Below are 19,653 nucleotides of genomic sequence, written 5' to 3'. Positions count from 1 at the left end.
GTACAGATGATGGTATTTCCGGTTCGATAATGCTTGTACCAACAGGGAGGGGATAAAGCATGGCTCTAACAGATATCAAAGTCAGAACAGCCAAGCCAACGGATAAGCAATACAAGCTGACTGATGGCAGTGGTATGCATCTTCTCGTCCACCCTAATGGTTCTAAGTACTGGCGTTTGCAGTACCGTTTTGACGGCAAGCAAAAGATGCTGGCACTTGGGGTTTACCCTGAAATCACACTGGCGGATGCCAGAGCACGTCGTGACGAAGCGCGTAAGCTGCTAGCGAATGGCGTCGATCCGGGAGACAAAAAGAAAAATGATAAGGTTGAGCAGAGTAAAGCTCGAACCTTCAAAGAGGTAGCGATCGAGTGGCATGGCACCAATAAAAAGTGGTCTGAAGATCATGCCCATCGTGTGCTAAAAAGTCTGGAAGATAATCTCTTCGCAGCGCTTGGTGAGCGTAACATCGCTGAGTTAAAAACTCGCGATTTATTAGCACCCATTAAAGCCGTAGAGATGTCTGGACGTCTTGAGGTTGCTGCCCGTCTTCAACAGCGCACTACGGCCATCATGCGTTATGCAGTGCAAAGTGGGTTAATTGATTATAACCCGGCACAAGAGATGGCTGGGGCGGTTGCTTCCGGTAATCGACAACATCGTCCGGCGCTGGAATTAAAGCGCATTCCTGAGTTACTACAGAAAATAGACAGCTACACCGGCAGGCCGCTAACCCGCTGGGCAACAGAACTCACCCTGCTTATCTTTATTCGATCCAGTGAGCTGCGTTTTGCTCGCTGGTCAGAAATCGATTTTGAAACGTCAACGTGGACCATCCCGCCTGAGCGAGAGCCTATTCCTGATGTAAAACATTCTCAGCGAGGCTCAAAGATGCGTACACCGCATCTGGTGCCGCTTTCAAAGCAGGCGCTGGCGATCCTAAAGCAGATAAAACAGTTCTGTGGCGAACATGAGCTGATTTTTATTGGCGATCATGATCCGCGTAAGCCAATGAGTGAAAATACCGTAAACAGTGCCCTACGCGTGATGGGTTATGACACTAAAGTTGAGGTTTGCGGGCACGGCTTCCGCACAATGGCCTGTAGTTCGTTAATTGAGTCAGGGCTATGGTCGAAGGATGCGGTGGAAAGGCAGATGAGCCATATGGAACGCAATTCGGTGAGGGCGGCGTATATCCATAAAGCGGAACATCTGGATGAGCGCAAGCTGATGTTGCAGTGGTGGGCGGATTTCCTGGATGCGAACCGGGAGAAGGGAATAACGCCGTTTGACTATGCGAAGATCAATCGAGGCAATGTTGAGTGAGGGGCTTGTCATCTCTGTTTAATTAAAGAAAATCGACCAGACTTGCTAAGGAAGTTTGACCTGCCCCCAGAGTTAGATACAACCTTCAGTTAGTAATGTCGGTTGGTTTTTCTTCATATTTCCCGTTTCGCCAGCCCGCTGCAAATTCAGCCGGCGTCAGGTAATTCAGTGATGAATGTGGTCGACACTCGTTATAATCCAGTCGCCAGTCATTAATGATCTTCCTGGCGTGAACAATATCGCTGAACCAGTGCTCATTCAGGCATTCATCACGAAAGCGTCCGTTAAAACTCTCAATAAATCCGTTCTGCGTTGGCTTGCCGGGCTGGATAAGTCGCAGCTCCACACCATGCTCAAAAGCCCACTGATCGAGTGCGCGGCAGGTAAACTCCGGGCCCTGATCGGTTCTTATCGTAGCCGGATAGCCGCGAAACAGCGCAATGCTGTCCAGAATACGCGTGACCTGCACGCCTGAAATCCCGAAGGCAACAGTGACCGTCAGGCATTCCTTTGTGAAATCATCCACGCAGGTCAGGCACTTGATCCTGCGACCTGTGGCCAGTGCGTCCATGACGAAATCCATTGACCAGGTCAGATTGGGCGCCATCGGGCGGAGCAGCGGCAGACGTTCTGTTGCCAGCCCTTTACGACGTCGTCTGCGTTTTACACTCAGGCCATTAAGTTGATAGATGCGGTAAACCCGCTTGTGGTTAACGCAAAGACCTTCACGTCGCAGAAGCTGCCAGATACGCCGGTAACCAAAACGGCGGCGTTCAAGTGCCAGCTCTGTGATGCGTAGAGACAGCTGCGCGTCAGCAGCCGGACGCTGAGCCGAATATCGGCAGGTTGACAGGGACAGACCTGCCAGCCCGCAGGCACGACGTTGCGACAGACCCTTAGCCTCGCACATGACTTCCACGGCTTCCCGCTTCTGGTCTGTCGTCAGTACTTTCGCCCAAGAGCCACCTGAAGCGCCTCCTTATCCAGCATGGCTTCAGCAAGCAGCTTCTTGAGTCTGGCGTTCTCTTCCTCAAGCGACTTCAGGCGCTTAACCTCAGGCACCTCCATACCGCCATACTTCTTACGCCATGTGTAAAAGGTGGCGTCGGAAATGGCGTGCTTACGGCAGAGCTCACGGGCAGAAACGCCGGCTTCGGCCTCGCGGAGAATACATATGATCTGTTCGTCGGAAAAACGCTTCTTCATGGGGATGTCCTCATGTGGCTTATGAAGACATTACTAACATCACGGTGTATTAATCAACGGGGAGCAGGTCAAGTTGGTTGTTGATCTTTAATGAAAATACTGCTTTGAGACACGAACAATGATTGGCCTTCATCAGTAAGAACTTGCCGCGTGAACCACGGACGTGAACTGACAATGACTGCAGTGAACATTCCGTGTTGCTCGATATGGGACTAAGATACTGGCGTTGTATAGATGACATGTCTTTTGATTTTCCAGGACGAATACCGAATCAGGTTGAGTGCTTGGCAATATGTCGGGTATTCATTATCGCCTCAGATAATGAATTGAAGTGTTATATCATCGCTGGCTAAACGGAGACCCCCACCGACTCAGTGTGGGGAGTTGACCCATCTCACTTTTTAATAATTTTTGTTTGGAAATCATGCGTAATTTATGCGTATTACCTTCCATTTTGTCACTTTTCTGAGGGCCTTCATGATATCTTTAAGGCCCTCTTTTTTATCGCAGTGTGCAGCGACATATCGCTCGGGATAGTGTTATCACCACTGCCTCATACAGACAGAAAAACCGATGAATAAGCAAAATTATGCACCTGGAATGCGGGTGGTTATTCGTGATGCAGAGTGGCGCATTCGCCGAGCAGATGACAGTGGAGATGGTGGCAATCTGCTGACCTGTGATGGCATTTCGGAGCTGGTACGCGGTAAAGAAGGGCTGTTTCTGACAAAGCTGGAGCAAAAAGTCGAGATTCTCGATCCAGCAAAAACAAATCTGGTGGAAGATGAGTCAGCCAATTACCAGGCGGCTCAGTTGTACATAGAGAGCCAGCTACGTCAACGCGTACCGACTGACAGCAAAGTCCATTTTGGACATCAGGCGGCAATGGACTCTATGCCCTTTCAGCTCGATCCCACTCGCATGGCGCTGGCGCAGCCGCGTCAGCGGATATTAATTGCTGATGCGGTAGGGCTGGGTAAAACGCTGGAAGCCGGTATCCTGGTTTCAGAGCTGATTCGCCGTGGACGTGGCAAACGCATTCTGGTGCTGGCGGTTAAATCCATGCTTACGCAATTCCAGAAAGAATTCTGGAGCCGTTTTGCTATTCCGTTGACGCGGCTTGACTCCGCTGGTCTACAAAAGGTGCGTAACCGCATCCCAACCAACCACAATCCGTTCCATTATTTCGATAAGACCATTATCTCCATCGATACCCTGAAACAGGACATCGAGTATCGCCATCACCTGGAAAACGCCTGGTGGGATATTATTGTTATCGATGAAGCGCATAATGTCGCTGAACGTGGGACCAGCTCTTTGCGCAGCAAACTGGCAAAATTGCTCGCCGGGCGCAGCGATACGTTGATTATGCTTTCAGCTACGCCGCATGACGGTAAGGCTGAAAGTTTTGCCAGCCTGATGAATATGCTCGACCCGACGGCCATTGCCAATCCGAAAGAGTATGAATACGCCGATTTTGCCGATAAAAATCTGGTTGTGCGTCGCTTCAAAAAAGACGTAAAAGATCAGATGGCTGGTGAGTTTCCGGAACGTAATATCGTCAAATTGATGCGCCCGGCAACCGGAGCTGAAGAGGAAGCCTACCGCCGATTGGTTGAGAGTCAGTTCCGTGACGATGATGATGAAGACTCGCGGTCAAATAAAGGCCGCCTGTTCAAAATTACGCTCGAAAAAGCGTTGTTCTCCAGTCCAATGGCATGTGTCAGCGTGGTGGCTAACCGCCTGAAGCGGCTTGAGAACCGCAAAGAAATAAACAGTCAGAGCCAGATTAACGAATTAGAGTCACTGCTGCTGGCGCTCAATAATATTGATGCCAGCCAGTTCAGCAAGTATCAGTTGTTGCTGGAGACCATCCGTAACGATCTCCGCTGGAAAGCGAATAACACGGAAGATCGTCTGGTGATCTTTACCGAGAGTATCAAAACGCTCGAGTTCCTTGAGCAGCAACTGCGCTCCGATCTCAAGCTGAAAGACGATCAAATTGCCACGTTGCGAGGCGATCAGGGCGATACAGTTCTGATGGAAACCGTCGAAGCGTTTGGCAAAACCCAGTCTCCGCTACGCCTGCTCATCTGCTCGGATGTCGCGTCTGAAGGTATTAACCTGCACCACCTCAGCCATAAAATGATTCACTTCGATATTCCGTGGTCGCTGATGGTATTCCAGCAGCGTAACGGACGTATTGACCGCTACGGGCAAAAACACCAGCCACAGATCCGTTACTTGCTGACTGAAGCCAGTGAACCGCAGATCAACGGTGATATGCGTGTGCTGGAAGTGCTGATCAATAAAGACGAACAGGCGCAGAAGAATATCGGCGACAGTTCCGAATTTACCGGCAAATTTACCCAGGAAGAGGAAGAAGAGCAGGTTGCTGAATTCATGATGCAGGACGATGGCGCCAGCCTGTTCGACGACCTGTTGAATAGCAATGTCACTGAAAATTCTGAACACGACCTGTTTGGCGAAATCTGCAGCGCAGTGTCCAGCGATGCTTCGATCGTGACCGAAAGCGACATTAGTCTGTTTGATAATGAGCAGGCATACTGCGAAAAAGCGCTAGGCTATCTGAAGGCCTGCGGCCAGACCGTGCAATACGATACCTTGCCTGATAACACCTTATCGCTGGTCGCACCGGAGGAGTTACGCCGTCGCTTTAACCAGTTACCGCCGGAAATTGCGCCGGAAAACTGGCAGCTTTATCTAAGCCAGGACAAAACTGTTATTACGGAAGCCATTTCGCGTGCGCGCGGTGAGCAACATGCCTGGCCCGATGTGCAGTATCTCTGGCAAATTAACCCGGTCGTGCAGTGGTTAGACGACAAAATTCAGTCTGCCTTTGGTCGCCACCAGGCTCCGGTGATGCGCCTGCCGCACCTGTTTGAACCTGATGAGGATCATTTCATCCTTTCCGGGTTGTTCCCGAACCGTAAGTCGCACCCGATGGTGAACCCGTGGCTGGTGGTGAGCTTTAACCGCGAAACGTTAAGCGGTAGCCTGCCTTTTGCTGAGTTCCTGAAACGACATCCGCAACTGAGTAGCAAGCTGACTAACAGTGGCGGCAAAGATCGTAACCATCAACGCCAGCAGGAGCTGCTGGAAGCGGCAATCGCCCATGCGCGGGATGTGTTTGTTCACGATCGAAATGCTTTTGAAGAGCGTATCAATCAGCAGCTCAATGAGCATCTACAGAAGCTAGACGTTCTGCGTGGGCGTCAGCTGAATCAACTGGAGCTGGATTTTGCCGATAATAAACAGCAGCTTTCAGTGAAACAGAGCCGCAAAGAACAACGTCAGCGCGAAATCGAACACAATTTTGACAGCTACATCCAATGGATTGAGGACACCATGACCACCGAAAAAGAGCCCTACATCCAGGTTATTGCTGTAATCACCGGAGCGGAGGGCTAATCATGGCGCTGGTCGGTATTAATAACGAAAACGAGTTTTACTCTAACCACTATCTGGGCGAAGTCTTTACCAGTGACATTCGCGATGTACTGGAACCCTGGATTAACCAGGAAAATGCCGCTCGCGAAGCTGAACGTGCTGCCCGTGAAAAGGGCAAAGAGGTTGAGGCGGGCTACCGCGCACCGTGGAACCAGCTTTACAGCCTGGCGACAGAGTTTTTCCGCAAACTTACTGAACATGAGAAACAGCGCCAGATCCCACAGCGTCTTGCCGATCAGCGCAGTCGCTGGCAGCCGCTGTTAAAGGCATTGGGTTATGAACTCAATCCGCATATTCAGATGCTGGATGACGATACGCCTTTGCCGGTACTGGCTCGTTACAACAGCACCGACGGCAGTCCGTGGCTGTGGATTGTTGAAGCGCATGATCAGGAAGAAGGAACGCTGGATCCGCTGGCGCTGTCGTTACTGACCGCGCAGTTCCCGGCAGATACCGATAAACATAAGCGCGACAGCCTGCGTAAAAAAGCCAACGGTGAATATCGCAGCTGGCAGGATCTGCTCTCCACGGTTGTCTTCACACAAAATGAACCGCCGCGTTTTGTGCTGCTGCTTGGCAACCGCCAGCTGCTATTGCTGGATCGTACTAAGTGGGCGCAAAACCGCCTGCTGCGCTTTGATTTTGAAGAAATTTTAAGCCGTCGTGAAACGGATACGTTGAAAGCCACGTCGGTATTGCTACACAAAGATTCGCTGTTGCCAGGCAGCGGTGCGCCGTACCTCGATTCGCTGGATGACAATTCGCACAAACATGCGTTTGGCGTGTCGGAAGATCTGAAATATGCCCTGCGTGAGAGCATTGAGCTGTTGGGCAATGAAGCGATGCGTTATCTCATCGACAACGAGCTGGCTTATTATACCGGGAAACGTGCTATTAACCCGGATGAGTTGAGCCGCGAATGCCTGCGGTATATGTATCGTCTGTTGTTCCTGTTCTATATCGAAGCGCGCCCGGAACTGGGCTATGCGCCGATGACCGCCAAAACATATCTACAGGGCTACAGCCTGGAAACGCTGCGCGATCTGGAGATGATCCCGCTGACCAGCGAAGAAGATCGCAACGGGCGCTACTTCCACGATAGCCTGAATATGCTGTTCAAACTGGTGCGTGACGGCTACAGCGGCGGTGTGAAAATGCAGAGCGACCTGGAGAGCGGCGACCAGATCACTATTCACAGCCATCAGTTCAGCGTGCCGCGTCTGGAAAGCCATCTGTTTGAAGCGAATAACACCCGTATTCTTAACCGTGTGGTGTTCCGCAACGAAACCCTGCAACAAATTATTCAGGCGATGTCGTTAAGCCGCCCGGGTAAAGGACGTTTTAATCGCCGGGGGCGTATCTCCTATCGCCAATTGGGTATCAACCAGTTAGGTGCAGTGTATGAAGCGCTGCTCTCTTACCGAGGATTCTTTGCCAGTGATGACCTCTACGAGGTGAAAAAAGCCGGAGAAGAGTTTAACGAACTGGAAACGGGTTACTTCGTCAGCAAAGACGAGATCGGCAAATACCACGACGACGAGAAGGTTTACGAAAAAGACGGCAGCCTGCGTATTCACCGTAAAGGCAGCTTTATCTATCGCATGGCCGGGCGCGACCGCGAAAAATCCGCCTCTTACTACACACCGGAAGTACTGACCCGCTCGTTAGTCAAGTATGCACTGAAAGAGCTGTTTAAAGAGCAGATTGATCCGATTACCGATCCGCATGCCAAAGCTGATGCCATCTTAAACCTCACCGTATGCGAACCGGCGATGGGCAGCGCAGCGTTCCTTAACGAAGCCATCAACCAGCTGGCGGAAGCGTATCTGTTCCACAGACAGCAGGCGGAAGGTCGCCGCATTCCTCAGGATCGCTACACCCAGGAGCTGCAACGGGTGAAAATGTACATTGCCGACAACAACGTATTCGGCGTGGACTTAAACCCGGTGGCGGTGGAGCTGGCGGAAGTGTCGCTGTGGCTGAATGCCATCAGCGGCGATGCATTTGTACCGTGGTTTGGCTACCAGCTGCACTGCGGCAACTCGCTGGTTGGCGCGCGCCGTCAGATGTTCAACAAGAGCGAGCTGACCTACAAAAAAGCGAAAGATCCGAGCTGGCTTAACAGCGAACCGGTTGAACTGGCGATGAATACGCCGCGCGAAGAGAAGCAGATTTTCCACTTCCTGCTGCCGGATAACGGTATGGCCAACTACAGCGACAAAACCGTTAAGCAGCGCTATCCGGATGATTTCAGAGCGCTGGACAGCTGGCGCAAAGAGTTTACCAAAAGCTTTGCACCGCATGAGATTGCCGATGTGCAGCGCATCAGCGGCAAAGTGGAAACGCTCTGGAACACGTTCCGTCAGCAGCTGAAAGCTGAGCGCCAGAAAACCGCCGACAATTATCCGGTTTGGCCTGCGGAAAATACGACCCAAGCCCGCTCTTCTTTAAGCAGTAAAGATGAAACCTTCAGCGGCCGCCTCGAAGATAACAGTACCTATCAGAAACTGCGCTGGGTGATGGACTACTGGTGTGCGCTGTGGTTCTGGCCAATCGACAAAGCGGATGAACTGCCGGATCGCGGTATGTGGCTGATGGAGATGGAGACTCTGCTCGATGGTATTGTCGTCACGGAAAGAGTGATAGAAAGTGCAGAACAGGCTACCGGCGATCTGTTTGCCGACGAGGGCGTTGTGCGTGAAGAGTCTTCGCTGTTTTCTGGCGTCGGTCGCCTGAAAACTGATGTGCTGTTCCGCCATTTGCCGCGTCTGGCGATTGTTGATGCGCTGAAGAAGCAGCACCGTTTCTTCCATTGGGATCTGGAATTCTGCGATCTGTTTGCCGAACGCGGCGGCTTTGACCTGATGCTCGGAAACCCGCCGTGGTTGAAAGTAGAATGGCAGGAAGCTGGCGTGCTGGGCGACTACGAGCCGGAGTTTGTTCTAGGTCGATTAAGTGCTTCGAAGCTGGCGACATTGCGTCATGAAACCTTCAATCGAATTCCGCTGCTCGAAAATGCCTGGCGCAACGAGTATGAGGGTTGCGAAGGGATGCAAAACTTCCTGAATGCGCAGCAGAACTATCCTGTACTACGCGGTGTGCAGACTAATCTGTATAAATGCTTCCTGCCGCAGGCATGGCGCTTAGGGGCGCAGAAAGGTGTGGCTGGATTCCTGCACCCGGAAGGGATTTATGACGACCCGAAAGGCGGGCAACTACGTGCGGCGGTGTATCCGAGGTTGAGGACACATTTTCAATTTCATAACGAATTGAGTCTTTTTGCTGAAGTGCATCATGCAACGATGTTCAGCATTAACGTATATGGACCGCAGAATACAACGCCGTCCTTTATTAATATGTCAAATGTTTACGCAGTAAGCGCTATTGATGCCTCTTTTGAACACAACAATGCAGGCCCTGTTCCTGGTATCAAAGATGAGCAGGAAATTGAAGGCAAAATCAAAGTTTCCTGGAATACGTCGGGCCACCGTTCACGGCTAATTCATATTGGTTTGAAGGAGCTCTCTTTATTTGCTCGTCTGTATGACAGTGAAGGAACTCCTGCATGGCAGGCTCGTTTACCAGCTTTGCACGCAGAACAGCTTGTTACAGTGCTGGAAAAGTTTGCTAATCAGCCGAAGAGATTGAGTGATTTACAGGGGCAATATTTATCCCTGGAAATGTGGCATGAAACAAACCAGCAGAAAGACGGCACTATTGAACGTAAGACGCAGTTCCCTGAGGATGCATCACAATGGGTATTGTCTGGCCCGCACTTCTTTGTTGGGACGCCGTTCTACAAGACTCCACGCGAAAATTGTACGTTAAGCAGCGATTATGACTGCTTGGACCTGCTAACATTGCCCGACGATTACCTGCCGCGCACTAACTATATTCCAGCATGTAATGCTCAAGAATATACCAAACGTACTCCACGCGTTACATGGACTGAACCGGGTGAAGATGAACCGAGAAAGGTGACGGATTATTATCGTTTTGTGAATCGTGAAATGATAGGGCCATCTTCGGAGAGAACGTTGATTTCAACAATTGTTCCACCGGGTGTAAGTCACATTAATACTTGCCTGGGCTCAGCATTTAACAATACTCAAACATTGCTCGATTATTTTTCAATGACGCTTTCTGTACCGTTGGATTATCGGGTTAAAAGTACTGGTATGGGGCATGCCAATACCTCTCTTATTAACCAACTGCCAGTACTTACAAATGATGCTTATCGTACGGCACTGCATAGTCGAGCACTGTGTCTCGTATCGCTTGTGAGCAGTTATACCGATCTCTGGCAATCCTGCTACAACCCGAACTTCAACACCCTGCGCTGGAGCCGCAATCTCCCGCAACTTCCACAAGATTTCTTCGCCAATCTGACCCCAGAGTGGCAGCGTAACTGCGCTTTACGCTCCGACTACAGCCGCCGTCAGGCGCTGGTGGAAATCGACGTGCTAGTGGCACAGGCGCTGAGGTTAACCCTCGAAGAACTACTTACTATCTACCGCGTTCAGTTCCCGGTGATGCGCCAGTACGAAGCTGATACCTGGTACGATCAAAACGGCCGCATCATCTTTACCCCAAGCAAAGGGCTGGTGGGCGTCGGCTTGCCGCGTACCGCGCGTAAAGCGGACCTGAAAAACGGTTTTGTCTTTAACGTCGATAGCCCGGACTGGACCGGCGGCGATTGCACTGATCAAGCCATCGGCTGGGATGATGTCAAGCATCTGCAAACCGGCACTGTCAGCGTCACTTTTGATGAGTATACCCGCAGCGATGAAGGCGAGCGCCGAACCGTCATTTGGCAGGCTCCGTTTATCAAACCCGACCGCGAAGATGATTATAAAGTGGCCTGGGCATTCTTTGCACAAGATAAGGAGAGCGCCTGATGCTGCCTTCTGTTGTCAGTCGGCAGGTTGCCGACAGCGTTGCCTCCTTTTTACGGGCAGCCTTCCCGCTTAACAGCCCGCTGTTTAATGGTGAAGAAAATAATAACGTCTCGATGCTGGAGCAATTTCTAGCCCAGCCGGAAACGCTGCTGAAAGGGCCGTATCTTTCTGCTCAGCTGCCGTTTCGTAAAAGTGACTTACCGCTGAATTTCTTCCCCAACCTGACGCTGCCGTTCCCGCCGCACGCGCATCAGGCGCAGGCGTTTCAACGCCTGGGTATCGAGACGCCTCAGCCGACGCTGGTGGCGACCGGGACGGGTTCTGGTAAAACGGAATGTTTTATGTTCCCGCTGCTTAACCATTGTGCTGGGGCATCAGAGGCCGGTGTTAAAGCGATCATCATTTATCCAATGAACGCCTTGGCAACCGATCAGGCCAGCCGTTTCGCTAAAACCATCGCCAGCGATCCGCAACTACATGGCAAAGTGACTGTCGGCCTGTTTGTCGGCGACAGTGAAATTGAGCCCAGCAAAAAGATGTCTGCGGATAAGGTCATCACCTGCAAACATACCCTGCGCGAGAACCCGCCGGATATCCTGCTGACTAACTATAAGATGCTGGATTACCTGCTGATGCGCCCCGGCGATCAGAAGCTCTGGCGCTATAACCAGCCAGGGTCACTGCGTTATCTGGTGGTGGATGAACTGCATACGTTTGATGGTGCGCAGGGGTCGGATCTGGCTTGTCTGGTGCGCCGCTTAAAGCATCATATCGGTGTTGATGACAAGCGTTTTGCCTGTGTGGGAACGTCGGCTACCGTAGGTGACGAACTGGGACAACTACTCGATTATGCGAAAACGATCTTTGATCAGCCGTTTAGTGATGACGCGGTTATTCGCGAAGATCGCTACACGGCGGCAGAGTATCTGCAAGGTTATACTATCGAGTACAGTCAGTATCCGGGCCAGGATGTCAGCGCTGCGCTGGATCCGCAAACGTACGCCAGCCCGGTAGATTATCTGAACGGACAAATTCCGCTGTGGTTCCCGGATAGTTCACTGCAATTACCTGCCGATCTGGACAGCGATCTCGGACGTGAAAAGCGTATTGAGTTGGGCTCATTGTTACGTCGCCACAGCATCCTGCACGTACTCCTTGAGGATTTGCAGGGGGGAATTTTGTCGGAACAGCAGTGCCTGGAAAATCTCCAGGTGATGCTGGCGGAAAGCGCCGGGCATGCAACCCGCGTACTGCAAAGCATTCTGGCACTAATTGCCCAGGCACGCCTGGAGGTTCCAGAAAAACAGGAAGATCGGGAAAAGCGCCTGCAGGTGAACAAAGCGCGGCCCATTCTGCCCTTTGTGCAACTTCGTTCTCAGCTGTGGTTGCGCGAGATGCGCCGCCTGGTTGCTAGCGTGTCAAAAACACCTGAGCTTGTTTTTGCTGATGATGTCGCGGTGGAAGATCGCGAACATTACCTTCCCGTTATTCACTGTCGTGACTGCCATGCTACCGGTTGGGCGAGCCTGCGCCATGGTCAGAGTGTTCAACTCGAAACCGACCTGGACGGTATTTATCGTCAGTTCTTCGAAAAAGGCCGTTCGATTGTATTAGCCTTCCCGGACAACAACGATAAACCGGTCAGCGGTGTTCACCAGAAACTGTGCCCTTCCTGTTTAAAGCTCAATAAGCAAACTAACGTGCAGTGTGGGCATTGTGGCCATACTGATCTGCTACAAGTACTCATCCCGGATATGCTCAAAGAGCGTAAGGATGAGCTGGAATTTGCTAACGAATGTCCGTACTGCAACAGCAAACAGGGTATTTCGATTCTTGGGTCACAGGCAGCCAGCCTGTCAGCGGTGATGATCCACCAGCTTTATGGCAGCCAGTTCAACGAACATAAAAAGCTGATTACGTTTTCTGACTCGGTACAGGATGCCGCACACCGCGCCAGTTTCTTTACCGCCCGAACTTGGCCGTTGATGGTACGCGGACAAATCGCCAGCGTGTTGGGTGAAAAAGAAACGTTACCGTTGGATGCCTTTGCGGCACGCGTCTGCCAGCAGGCGCGTGAACGTTCACCGGATGATGCTCATTTTGCCGCGAGCTTCATCGCGCCCAACATGCAGTGGATGAACGATTACCAGACGCTGAAGAACGAAGGCCAGCTGGCAGAGAGTTCCGATTTACCGGAGCTGGTTTCTCTTCGTCTCGACTGGGAGGTATACAGCGAATTTACCCTACGCGCACGAATTGGACGTACGCTGGAGGCCACTGGTTACGCAGCTGCAGGAATTGATATTGCACGTTTCAATTCAGCGATAACGCCGCTTCACCAACAGCTTGTCGAGGAGCTGGGTGATGAAATGGTTGGAGTCAGCGTTGAGCAGGTGGCACACCTGGTGATTGGCGTTCTTTGGCATCAGCGGCAGGCGGGAGCTGTTCTGCATCCGGCGTTCGAAAGTTATCGGCGCGAGGGTAAGACCTTTATGATGACGCAGAAGGAGCGAACTTCGCGCTATATGCCGTCTATTGGTCCGAAAACGCGTAAACCGGCCTATGCCTCGTTTGAAAAAATAAATGGCTTCCATCGACTGATTGGTGCGAAATCCAACCCCAGCTGGTATCAGCATTGGATCAACCGCACGCTCAGCAACGGCAATAATCTGTTTATCAGCAGCCTAGCCGAGACGGTTTTACGACGTCTGTTTGCGACACTGAAAATGACCGGGTTGGTAAAAGACTTTGACACAAAAGGCAAAGAAGCTTGGGGGCTAGTACCTTCGGCGCTGGTGGTGAGTCGTGATGTTGTTCAGCTAAACTGCACTTGCTGTCGTGAGGTTGTTCGGGCTCCGGCCGATCAGGGCTGGCACTGGCGAAACGCGCCATGCCTTTCTCTGCGCTGTGAGGGGCACTATCAGGAAGCTGAAAATACAGTGACCTGGCACTGGGATAATATGGACATCGCTCGTGTTCAGGGGGCAGAGCATACCGGATTACTAAGCCGTGAAGATCGTGAGGCTACGGAGAAATCGTTCTACCGCGGTAATCAGCCATGGAATATCAACCTGCTCTCGGCAACACCGACGCTGGAGATGGGTATCGATGTGGGTGACCTTTCTACGGTATTACTCTGTTCTGTTCCACCCGCGCAGGCTAATTACTTACAGCGTATTGGTCGTGCCGGGCGTAAAGACGGCAATGCGCTTAACATTACGGTGGCTGAGGGGAACCCGCACGATCAGTTCTTCTTTGAAGAACCTCTGGAAATGATGCAAGGGCAGGTACAGGCTCCAGGTGTGTTCCTGAACGCAACGGCTATTTTGGAGCGTCAGTTGGCCGCATTCTGCATGGACAACTGGGTGAAAACAGGCGTTCCGGCATCTGCTATCAGCAAAAACGTGAAACAGATGCTGGACGGGCTGGAGTTTGGAAACAAATCTGAGTTCCCTTATAACTTCCTGAGCTACGTCGAACAGCATCATGTGGATATTGCTCAGCAGTTCTCGTCCATCTTCCCTGACCTTATGGAAGACACACGTCTACAGCTCCTGTCATATTTGCAAGGGGCACCAGGGCAGCGTTCTCTGGTTCAACGTATCGAACAAGCATTAAAACTACTGTTGGAGGATCGCAAATCGTTGCGTTCCCGGATTGATAAGCTCAAGCGTAGTATCGATAAGCTGGAGAGCGATCCGCACGATCAAAACTTTGACAGCGATATGCGCGAGTTGACTTCGGAACGTCAGGCGCTGATGACGCTGGTGAACCAGATCAATAACAAGCAGACGCTTAATTTCCTCACCGATGAAGGATTACTTCCCAACTATGCCTTCCCGGAGGCCGGTATTACGCTGCGTTCTGTGCTGTGGCGGCGCAAGGACGGTGGGGAAACGCGTGAGTATCAGAACACGACCTATGAATACGAACGTCCGGCTTCAACGGCGCTGGCTGAGCTTGCCCCGTTGAATAACTTCTATGCGGGCGGGCATAAAGTTGAAATCGAACAGATTGATCTTAAAGTGTCTGAACCTGAAAACTGGCGTATTTGCAGCCACTGTAACTACAGCGAGAATATCGATCAATCCGGTGATCAGCATAAATACTGTCCAAAATGCGGCACACCAGGTTGGGCTGATGCCGGGCAAAAAACGACGTTACTTAAGCTTCGCCAGGTTTATGCCCGCTCAAGCGCCCGCGACAGCCAGATCAGTGATGAGAGCGATAGCCGAGAACCGGCTTTCTTCCAGCGACAGCTGCTAGTCAGCTTCGAAAAAGAGGATGTATCGGCCGCTTATGCCATTGATGAAGGAGAAATCCCGTTTGGCTTTGAGTTTTTGAGCAAAGTGATTCTGCGAGATATCAACTTTGGCAAAATGGCGGATGATGCCAATGAGCTGATGATCGCAGGAGAGGCAAAGAAACGCACCGGGTTTAAAGTTTGCCTCGGCTGCGGCATGGTGCAGCGCCCTCGCGATCATGAACCACGCCATGACCTGAGCTGTAAATATCGCGTTGAACCCGAAAAAGCGAAGTTTGAAGATTATCTCTACCTTTATCGCCAACTGGAATCTGAGGCATTGCGTATCCTGCTGCCGGTAACCAGCTACAGTAACGATCGCGTGGTAGAAGCCTCCCTGGGGGCAGCCATTCAGCTTGGGCTCAAACATTACTTCAAAGGTAACGTGGATCACCTGAAAGGCGTGGTGTATCGCGAGCCGGAAAATGAGGGCGAATCCTGGCGTCAGTATCTGGTGATTTACGACACTGTACCAGGAGGGACCGGCTCACTCAAAGAATTGATGCGTACACCTGACAACCTGCTGAAATTACTTGAGCTGGCCTACAAGGCGTTAGTGGAATGCAACTGCAACCATGATACGCATAAAGACGGCTGCTATCGCTGTGTTTACGCTTACCGTGACCGCGGGCGTATGAAGTATGTATCCAGAGATCAGGCGCGTCTCTTACTGGCGAAAATCCTGAAGGCCAGTGCTTCTATACGCGTTATTGATTCCATCAAAAACATTTCGCTTGATGCCATGATGGGGAGTGAACTGGAAAAATGGTTCATCCACTGCCTGCAGGATAACAAAAATCTTCTCGTGAGCCGGAGTTATGCCCATCAGAACGCAGGCTGGATTATTAATACCCGTACAGAACCGGCGATGAGCTGGCATCTCAAAGCACAGGTTGATTTAGGGGTTAAAGAAGGGGTTGGCATCCTTAGTCGACCAGATTATGTGCTCTACCCTCTGATGCAGTCAGAAAAGATAAAACCGGTAGCAATTTTCCTGGATGGTTTTGCTTTTCATAAAGATAGCGTGTCGGATGATGTCCAAAAACGGCAGGCGATTAAAGACAGCGGTAATTTTTGGGTATGGACAGTGACCTGGGCAGACCTTCAAGAACAAGGTATTAAACATGTACAGAATGCCATGGGGCTTGGTCATAACCCGGATATGAAACAGCCTAAGTTTTATAACCTGTTCCATGATACAAACTTTGCGGCCCTTGAAGGTTCATTCAGGGAGAGAAACAGTTTCGCACTGTTACTCGATTATCTCACTGATCCCGTTAATAAAACTCTGCTATGGCAGAAAATGGCTGCAGCTTATGCCTGGGTGTGGCTGGATCCTAAAAAGTCTCAGGATACCGGAGCCAAACAAAAGTACGCCTATGAAATGCAGGAGAATGCTCCTGCTTATCGGTTGAATGCGCTTTTGCCTGATGAACCGTTTGTATTTGGTGGTTTACTGGATAGCTGTAGTTCATCACAACAGTTCATTGAGCTGGCATCCGTTGTTCCTCAACAAGCCATTAAATCAACGACAAGCATTGAACAAATGCGAAATTGGTTGAGGTTGCATATTTGCTTTGACGATCGTCATTCGCAGGATGATGGCTATGAAGCTGGATTTAACGGTTTCTGGTGGATGGTGAATTTACTGCAGTTCCTGCCAGATATGACATTCACCAGCCGTAAAGCGGTTCATTTACCGCAGGAGCCTGAAGCGGTAAAAATGCAGACTTCGGTGGTAGTGGATATTCAGACTAACGAGAGCTGGGCGGAGATCCTTGAGTTTGGTTTATTGAGCGCAGAAGAAATCGCTTTGCTTCAGTCGTTATCGCTACCGGCACCGACAGTCGGATATGAATTGCAGGATGATGATGGCGAAATTATTGCGGAAGCCGATCTCGCCTGGCCATTACAAAAGCAAGCCTTGATTATTGATAATCAGGACTTTACTGCTTTATTCGAAAGTAAGGGTTGGCACGTGGCATTCGGGCCAATTGATGAAAATACATTGCAGCATCTGTTCGGAGGTGACAAATGACGGTTCAAGCGCCAATGGTGGCACTTTCTGATGGTTTTCTCGGGGCTTTTGCGCGGATTCCTAAAGCACAGCAAAAAAAGGTCCAGGAATTCATCTCCAAGTTCCGCCAGGATCCGACGAGTAATGGAATTAATTACGAAAAAATCCACGATGCGCGCAGCAATAATGTGCATTCCGTACGTATTGATCAGACTTATCGGGGAATAGTCCTGAAACCCGAGCAAGGGGATTTGTATATGCTGATGTGGGTGGATAAGCACGATGAAGCTTATGAATGGGCGCGGCGACATGATTGTGCAATTCACCCGGTTACTGGTGCGATTCAGGTAATTGATATCAGCTATATTAAACCTACCTCCGAACCTGCTGTTGCTGATAAACCCAAACTCTTTGCTGCTTATACTGCGGAGCAGATCCTCGCGCTCGGTGTTCCTCCTGTGTTTATTGAGCAGGTAATGGCTCTTGTAGATTCAGCAGAGCTGAATCATATAGAAAGCGTGATGCCAGCGGAAGCTTGGGAACCTTTACACTGGCTGGCAGAAGGGCTGGATTACCAGGAAGTGCTGGAGGAGTTTAACGATCACCGTGATGAGCCTGTTGATACCAACGACTTTATTGAGGCAATTGAGAGAAGTAAACGTCGTTTCCATGTCGTTGAAAATGAACAGGAGCTACTGCAAATGCTCAATGCGCCACTGGAAAAATGGCGTGTATTCCTGCACCCGAGCCAGCGAAAACTGGTGGAGTCTCCGGCAAATGGTCCGGTGCGAGTATTAGGTGGTGCAGGTACGGGTAAAACAGTTGTTGCGATGCATCGTGCACGTTGGTTATCCCAACGCCTGGCCGATAAACCCGGTAAAAAAGTTCTGTTCACAACCTTCACCCGTAACCTGGCGGCGGATATTCGCGCCAACCTCCAGCGTTTGTGTAGCCGTGAGGAGATGGCGCGTATTGAAGTTGTTAACATTGATGCTTGGATGAGCGAGCAGCTTAAACGCCATGGATATGATTTCCGCGTGGTCTATGACAGCGATGAAGGGCGACGTAAATGCTGGAACTATGCCTTGCAGCAAGTCCCTGCTGAATTGGGATTACCGGATAACTTTTATTCTGAAGAGTGGCAACGTGTTGTTCAGCCGAATGCGGTTTACAGCCGTGAAGAATATCTGAAGGTGAGTCGTATTGGTCGTGGCACGGCGTTATCCCGTATTCAGCGTGCGAAAATCTGGCCTGTGTTCGAAGAGTTCCGGGCACAAATGGCGCGAGCCAAACTGCGAGAGATGGGTGATGCCATGCATGAGGCTATCATTCTGTTTAAAGAAAAGCAGGTGCAATTGCCTTATAGCAGTATCGTAGTCGATGAAGCTCAGGATATAGGCGCACCGGCCTTTACCCTTATTCGTAGCCTGGTTCCAGAGTCTCCTAACGATCTCTTTATCGTGGGTGATGGACATCAGCGTATTTACCGCAATAAAGTCGTTCTAGGTCAGTGTGGGATTAACGTTCGTGGGCGCCGTAGTAAAAAACTGAAAATTAACTACCGGACTACAGAAGAGACGCGACAGTTTGCTGTCGGGTTGTTAACCGGCGTTAAGGTTGACAACCTGGATGGTGAAACTGATTCCTGCAACGATTATTTATCATTGCTTCATGGTGAAAAACCCATGATTACTCATGCTTCAGATTTTAAGGAAGAGGCTGAGACGATTATCAAGCAAATTCAGGCGTTGTTAGCCAATGATGTCCGTTCCCAGGATATCTGCATTACTTCCCGCACGCGGCATACGAATGAGCGCTATGTGTCAGCTCTGAATGAAGCGGGAATTGAAACTTTTAATTTAGGGAACGATAGTGGCGACAGTGATCAACGGGCCGGTGTTCGCATTGCAACAATGCACCGCATTAAAGGGCTAGAGTTCCAGTATGTGTTCCTTGCCGGTATCAACGATGGCGTTGTACCGGAAGTAAAAGCCATAGCATCTGACGATCCTGTTGAACAACGTGATGCACTATTTAATGAACGTGCGCTGCTCCATGTTGCAGCAACTCGTGCGGTAAAAGGATTGTTTGTTTCTTCATTCGGTGTACCAAGTACATTATTAACCGTTAAGTAATATTTTTCTGTATGGGCCTGGAGGGCGAATTTTTCTGGCTCTTAGTACGATATTGAAGCTAGAAATATGGATCTTAGGGTTTATGTATTTTCTGTCCGTTCAGTGGGCGAATCACATCGCTGGCGCCAACTCTGACCCAGCGTTGCGGTCATCGCCCACATACGTTCATATCGCGGTCTTAAAACGTCTGAGATTCATACGGCGCTCAGGCAAGAATCATCCCTGTGTGGGTAGGCTGTCGATGCGCAGAAGCTGTCATATGCTTCAATAGTAAGCTTACTGTGCCTGACAGGTTAAC

At 50.6% G+C, this 19,653-nt stretch carries 6 protein-coding genes; 5 read left to right on the top strand and 1 reads right to left on the bottom strand.

The window, feature by feature from the left end:
- The first annotated feature begins 59 nt into the window (after positions 1 to 59).
- Complete coding sequence (locus O1723_RS18965) at positions 60 to 1,325, top strand: tyrosine-type recombinase/integrase (RefSeq protein ID WP_220153533.1); 1,266 nt, start codon at positions 60 to 62, stop codon at positions 1,323 to 1,325.
- An 85-nt stretch (positions 1,326 to 1,410) separates the two neighbouring features.
- On the opposite strand, the gene O1723_RS18960 is transcribed toward O1723_RS18965, so the two are convergent.
- Positions 1,411 to 2,531, bottom strand: a protein-coding gene (locus O1723_RS18960) for an IS3-like element ISKpn34 family transposase (RefSeq protein ID WP_100245182.1) whose coding sequence is annotated in 2 segments (ribosomal slippage) — positions 1,411 to 2,273 and positions 2,273 to 2,531 — 1,122 coding nt in all. Because the reading frame shifts where the segments join, the coding sequence is not laid out codon by codon here.
- A 573-nt stretch (positions 2,532 to 3,104) separates the two neighbouring features.
- Here O1723_RS18960 and O1723_RS18955 point away from each other — a divergent pair.
- Genes O1723_RS18955 through O1723_RS18940 form a run of 4 tightly spaced genes read left to right on the top strand, consistent with a single transcriptional unit; the run spans position 3,105 to position 19,355 of the window.
- On the top strand, positions 3,105 to 5,963 hold the full coding sequence (locus tag O1723_RS18955) for a DEAD/DEAH box helicase (RefSeq protein ID WP_248191215.1): 2,859 nt from the start codon (positions 3,105 to 3,107) through the stop codon (positions 5,961 to 5,963).
- 2 nt (positions 5,964 to 5,965) lie between these two features.
- A complete protein-coding gene (locus O1723_RS18950; protein WP_248191218.1) occupies positions 5,966 to 10,900 on the top strand; it encodes a DNA methyltransferase family protein in 4,935 nt (1,644 codons plus the stop codon).
- Complete coding sequence (locus O1723_RS18945; protein WP_248191220.1) at positions 10,900 to 17,241, top strand: DEAD/DEAH box helicase; 6,342 nt, start codon at positions 10,900 to 10,902, stop codon at positions 17,239 to 17,241. The genes O1723_RS18950 and O1723_RS18945 overlap by 1 nt, the downstream gene beginning before the upstream one ends.
- Complete coding sequence (locus O1723_RS18940) at positions 17,238 to 19,355, top strand: ATP-dependent helicase (RefSeq protein WP_210453994.1); 2,118 nt, start codon at positions 17,238 to 17,240, stop codon at positions 19,353 to 19,355. Before O1723_RS18945 ends, O1723_RS18940 begins: the two co-directional genes overlap by 4 nt.
- Positions 19,356 to 19,653: the final 298 nt, after the last annotated feature.

Source organism: Enterobacter cloacae complex sp. HYC080_NIDB, from assembly GCF_056673325.1.
This window is presented reverse-complemented; position numbering and strand designations above follow the sequence as displayed.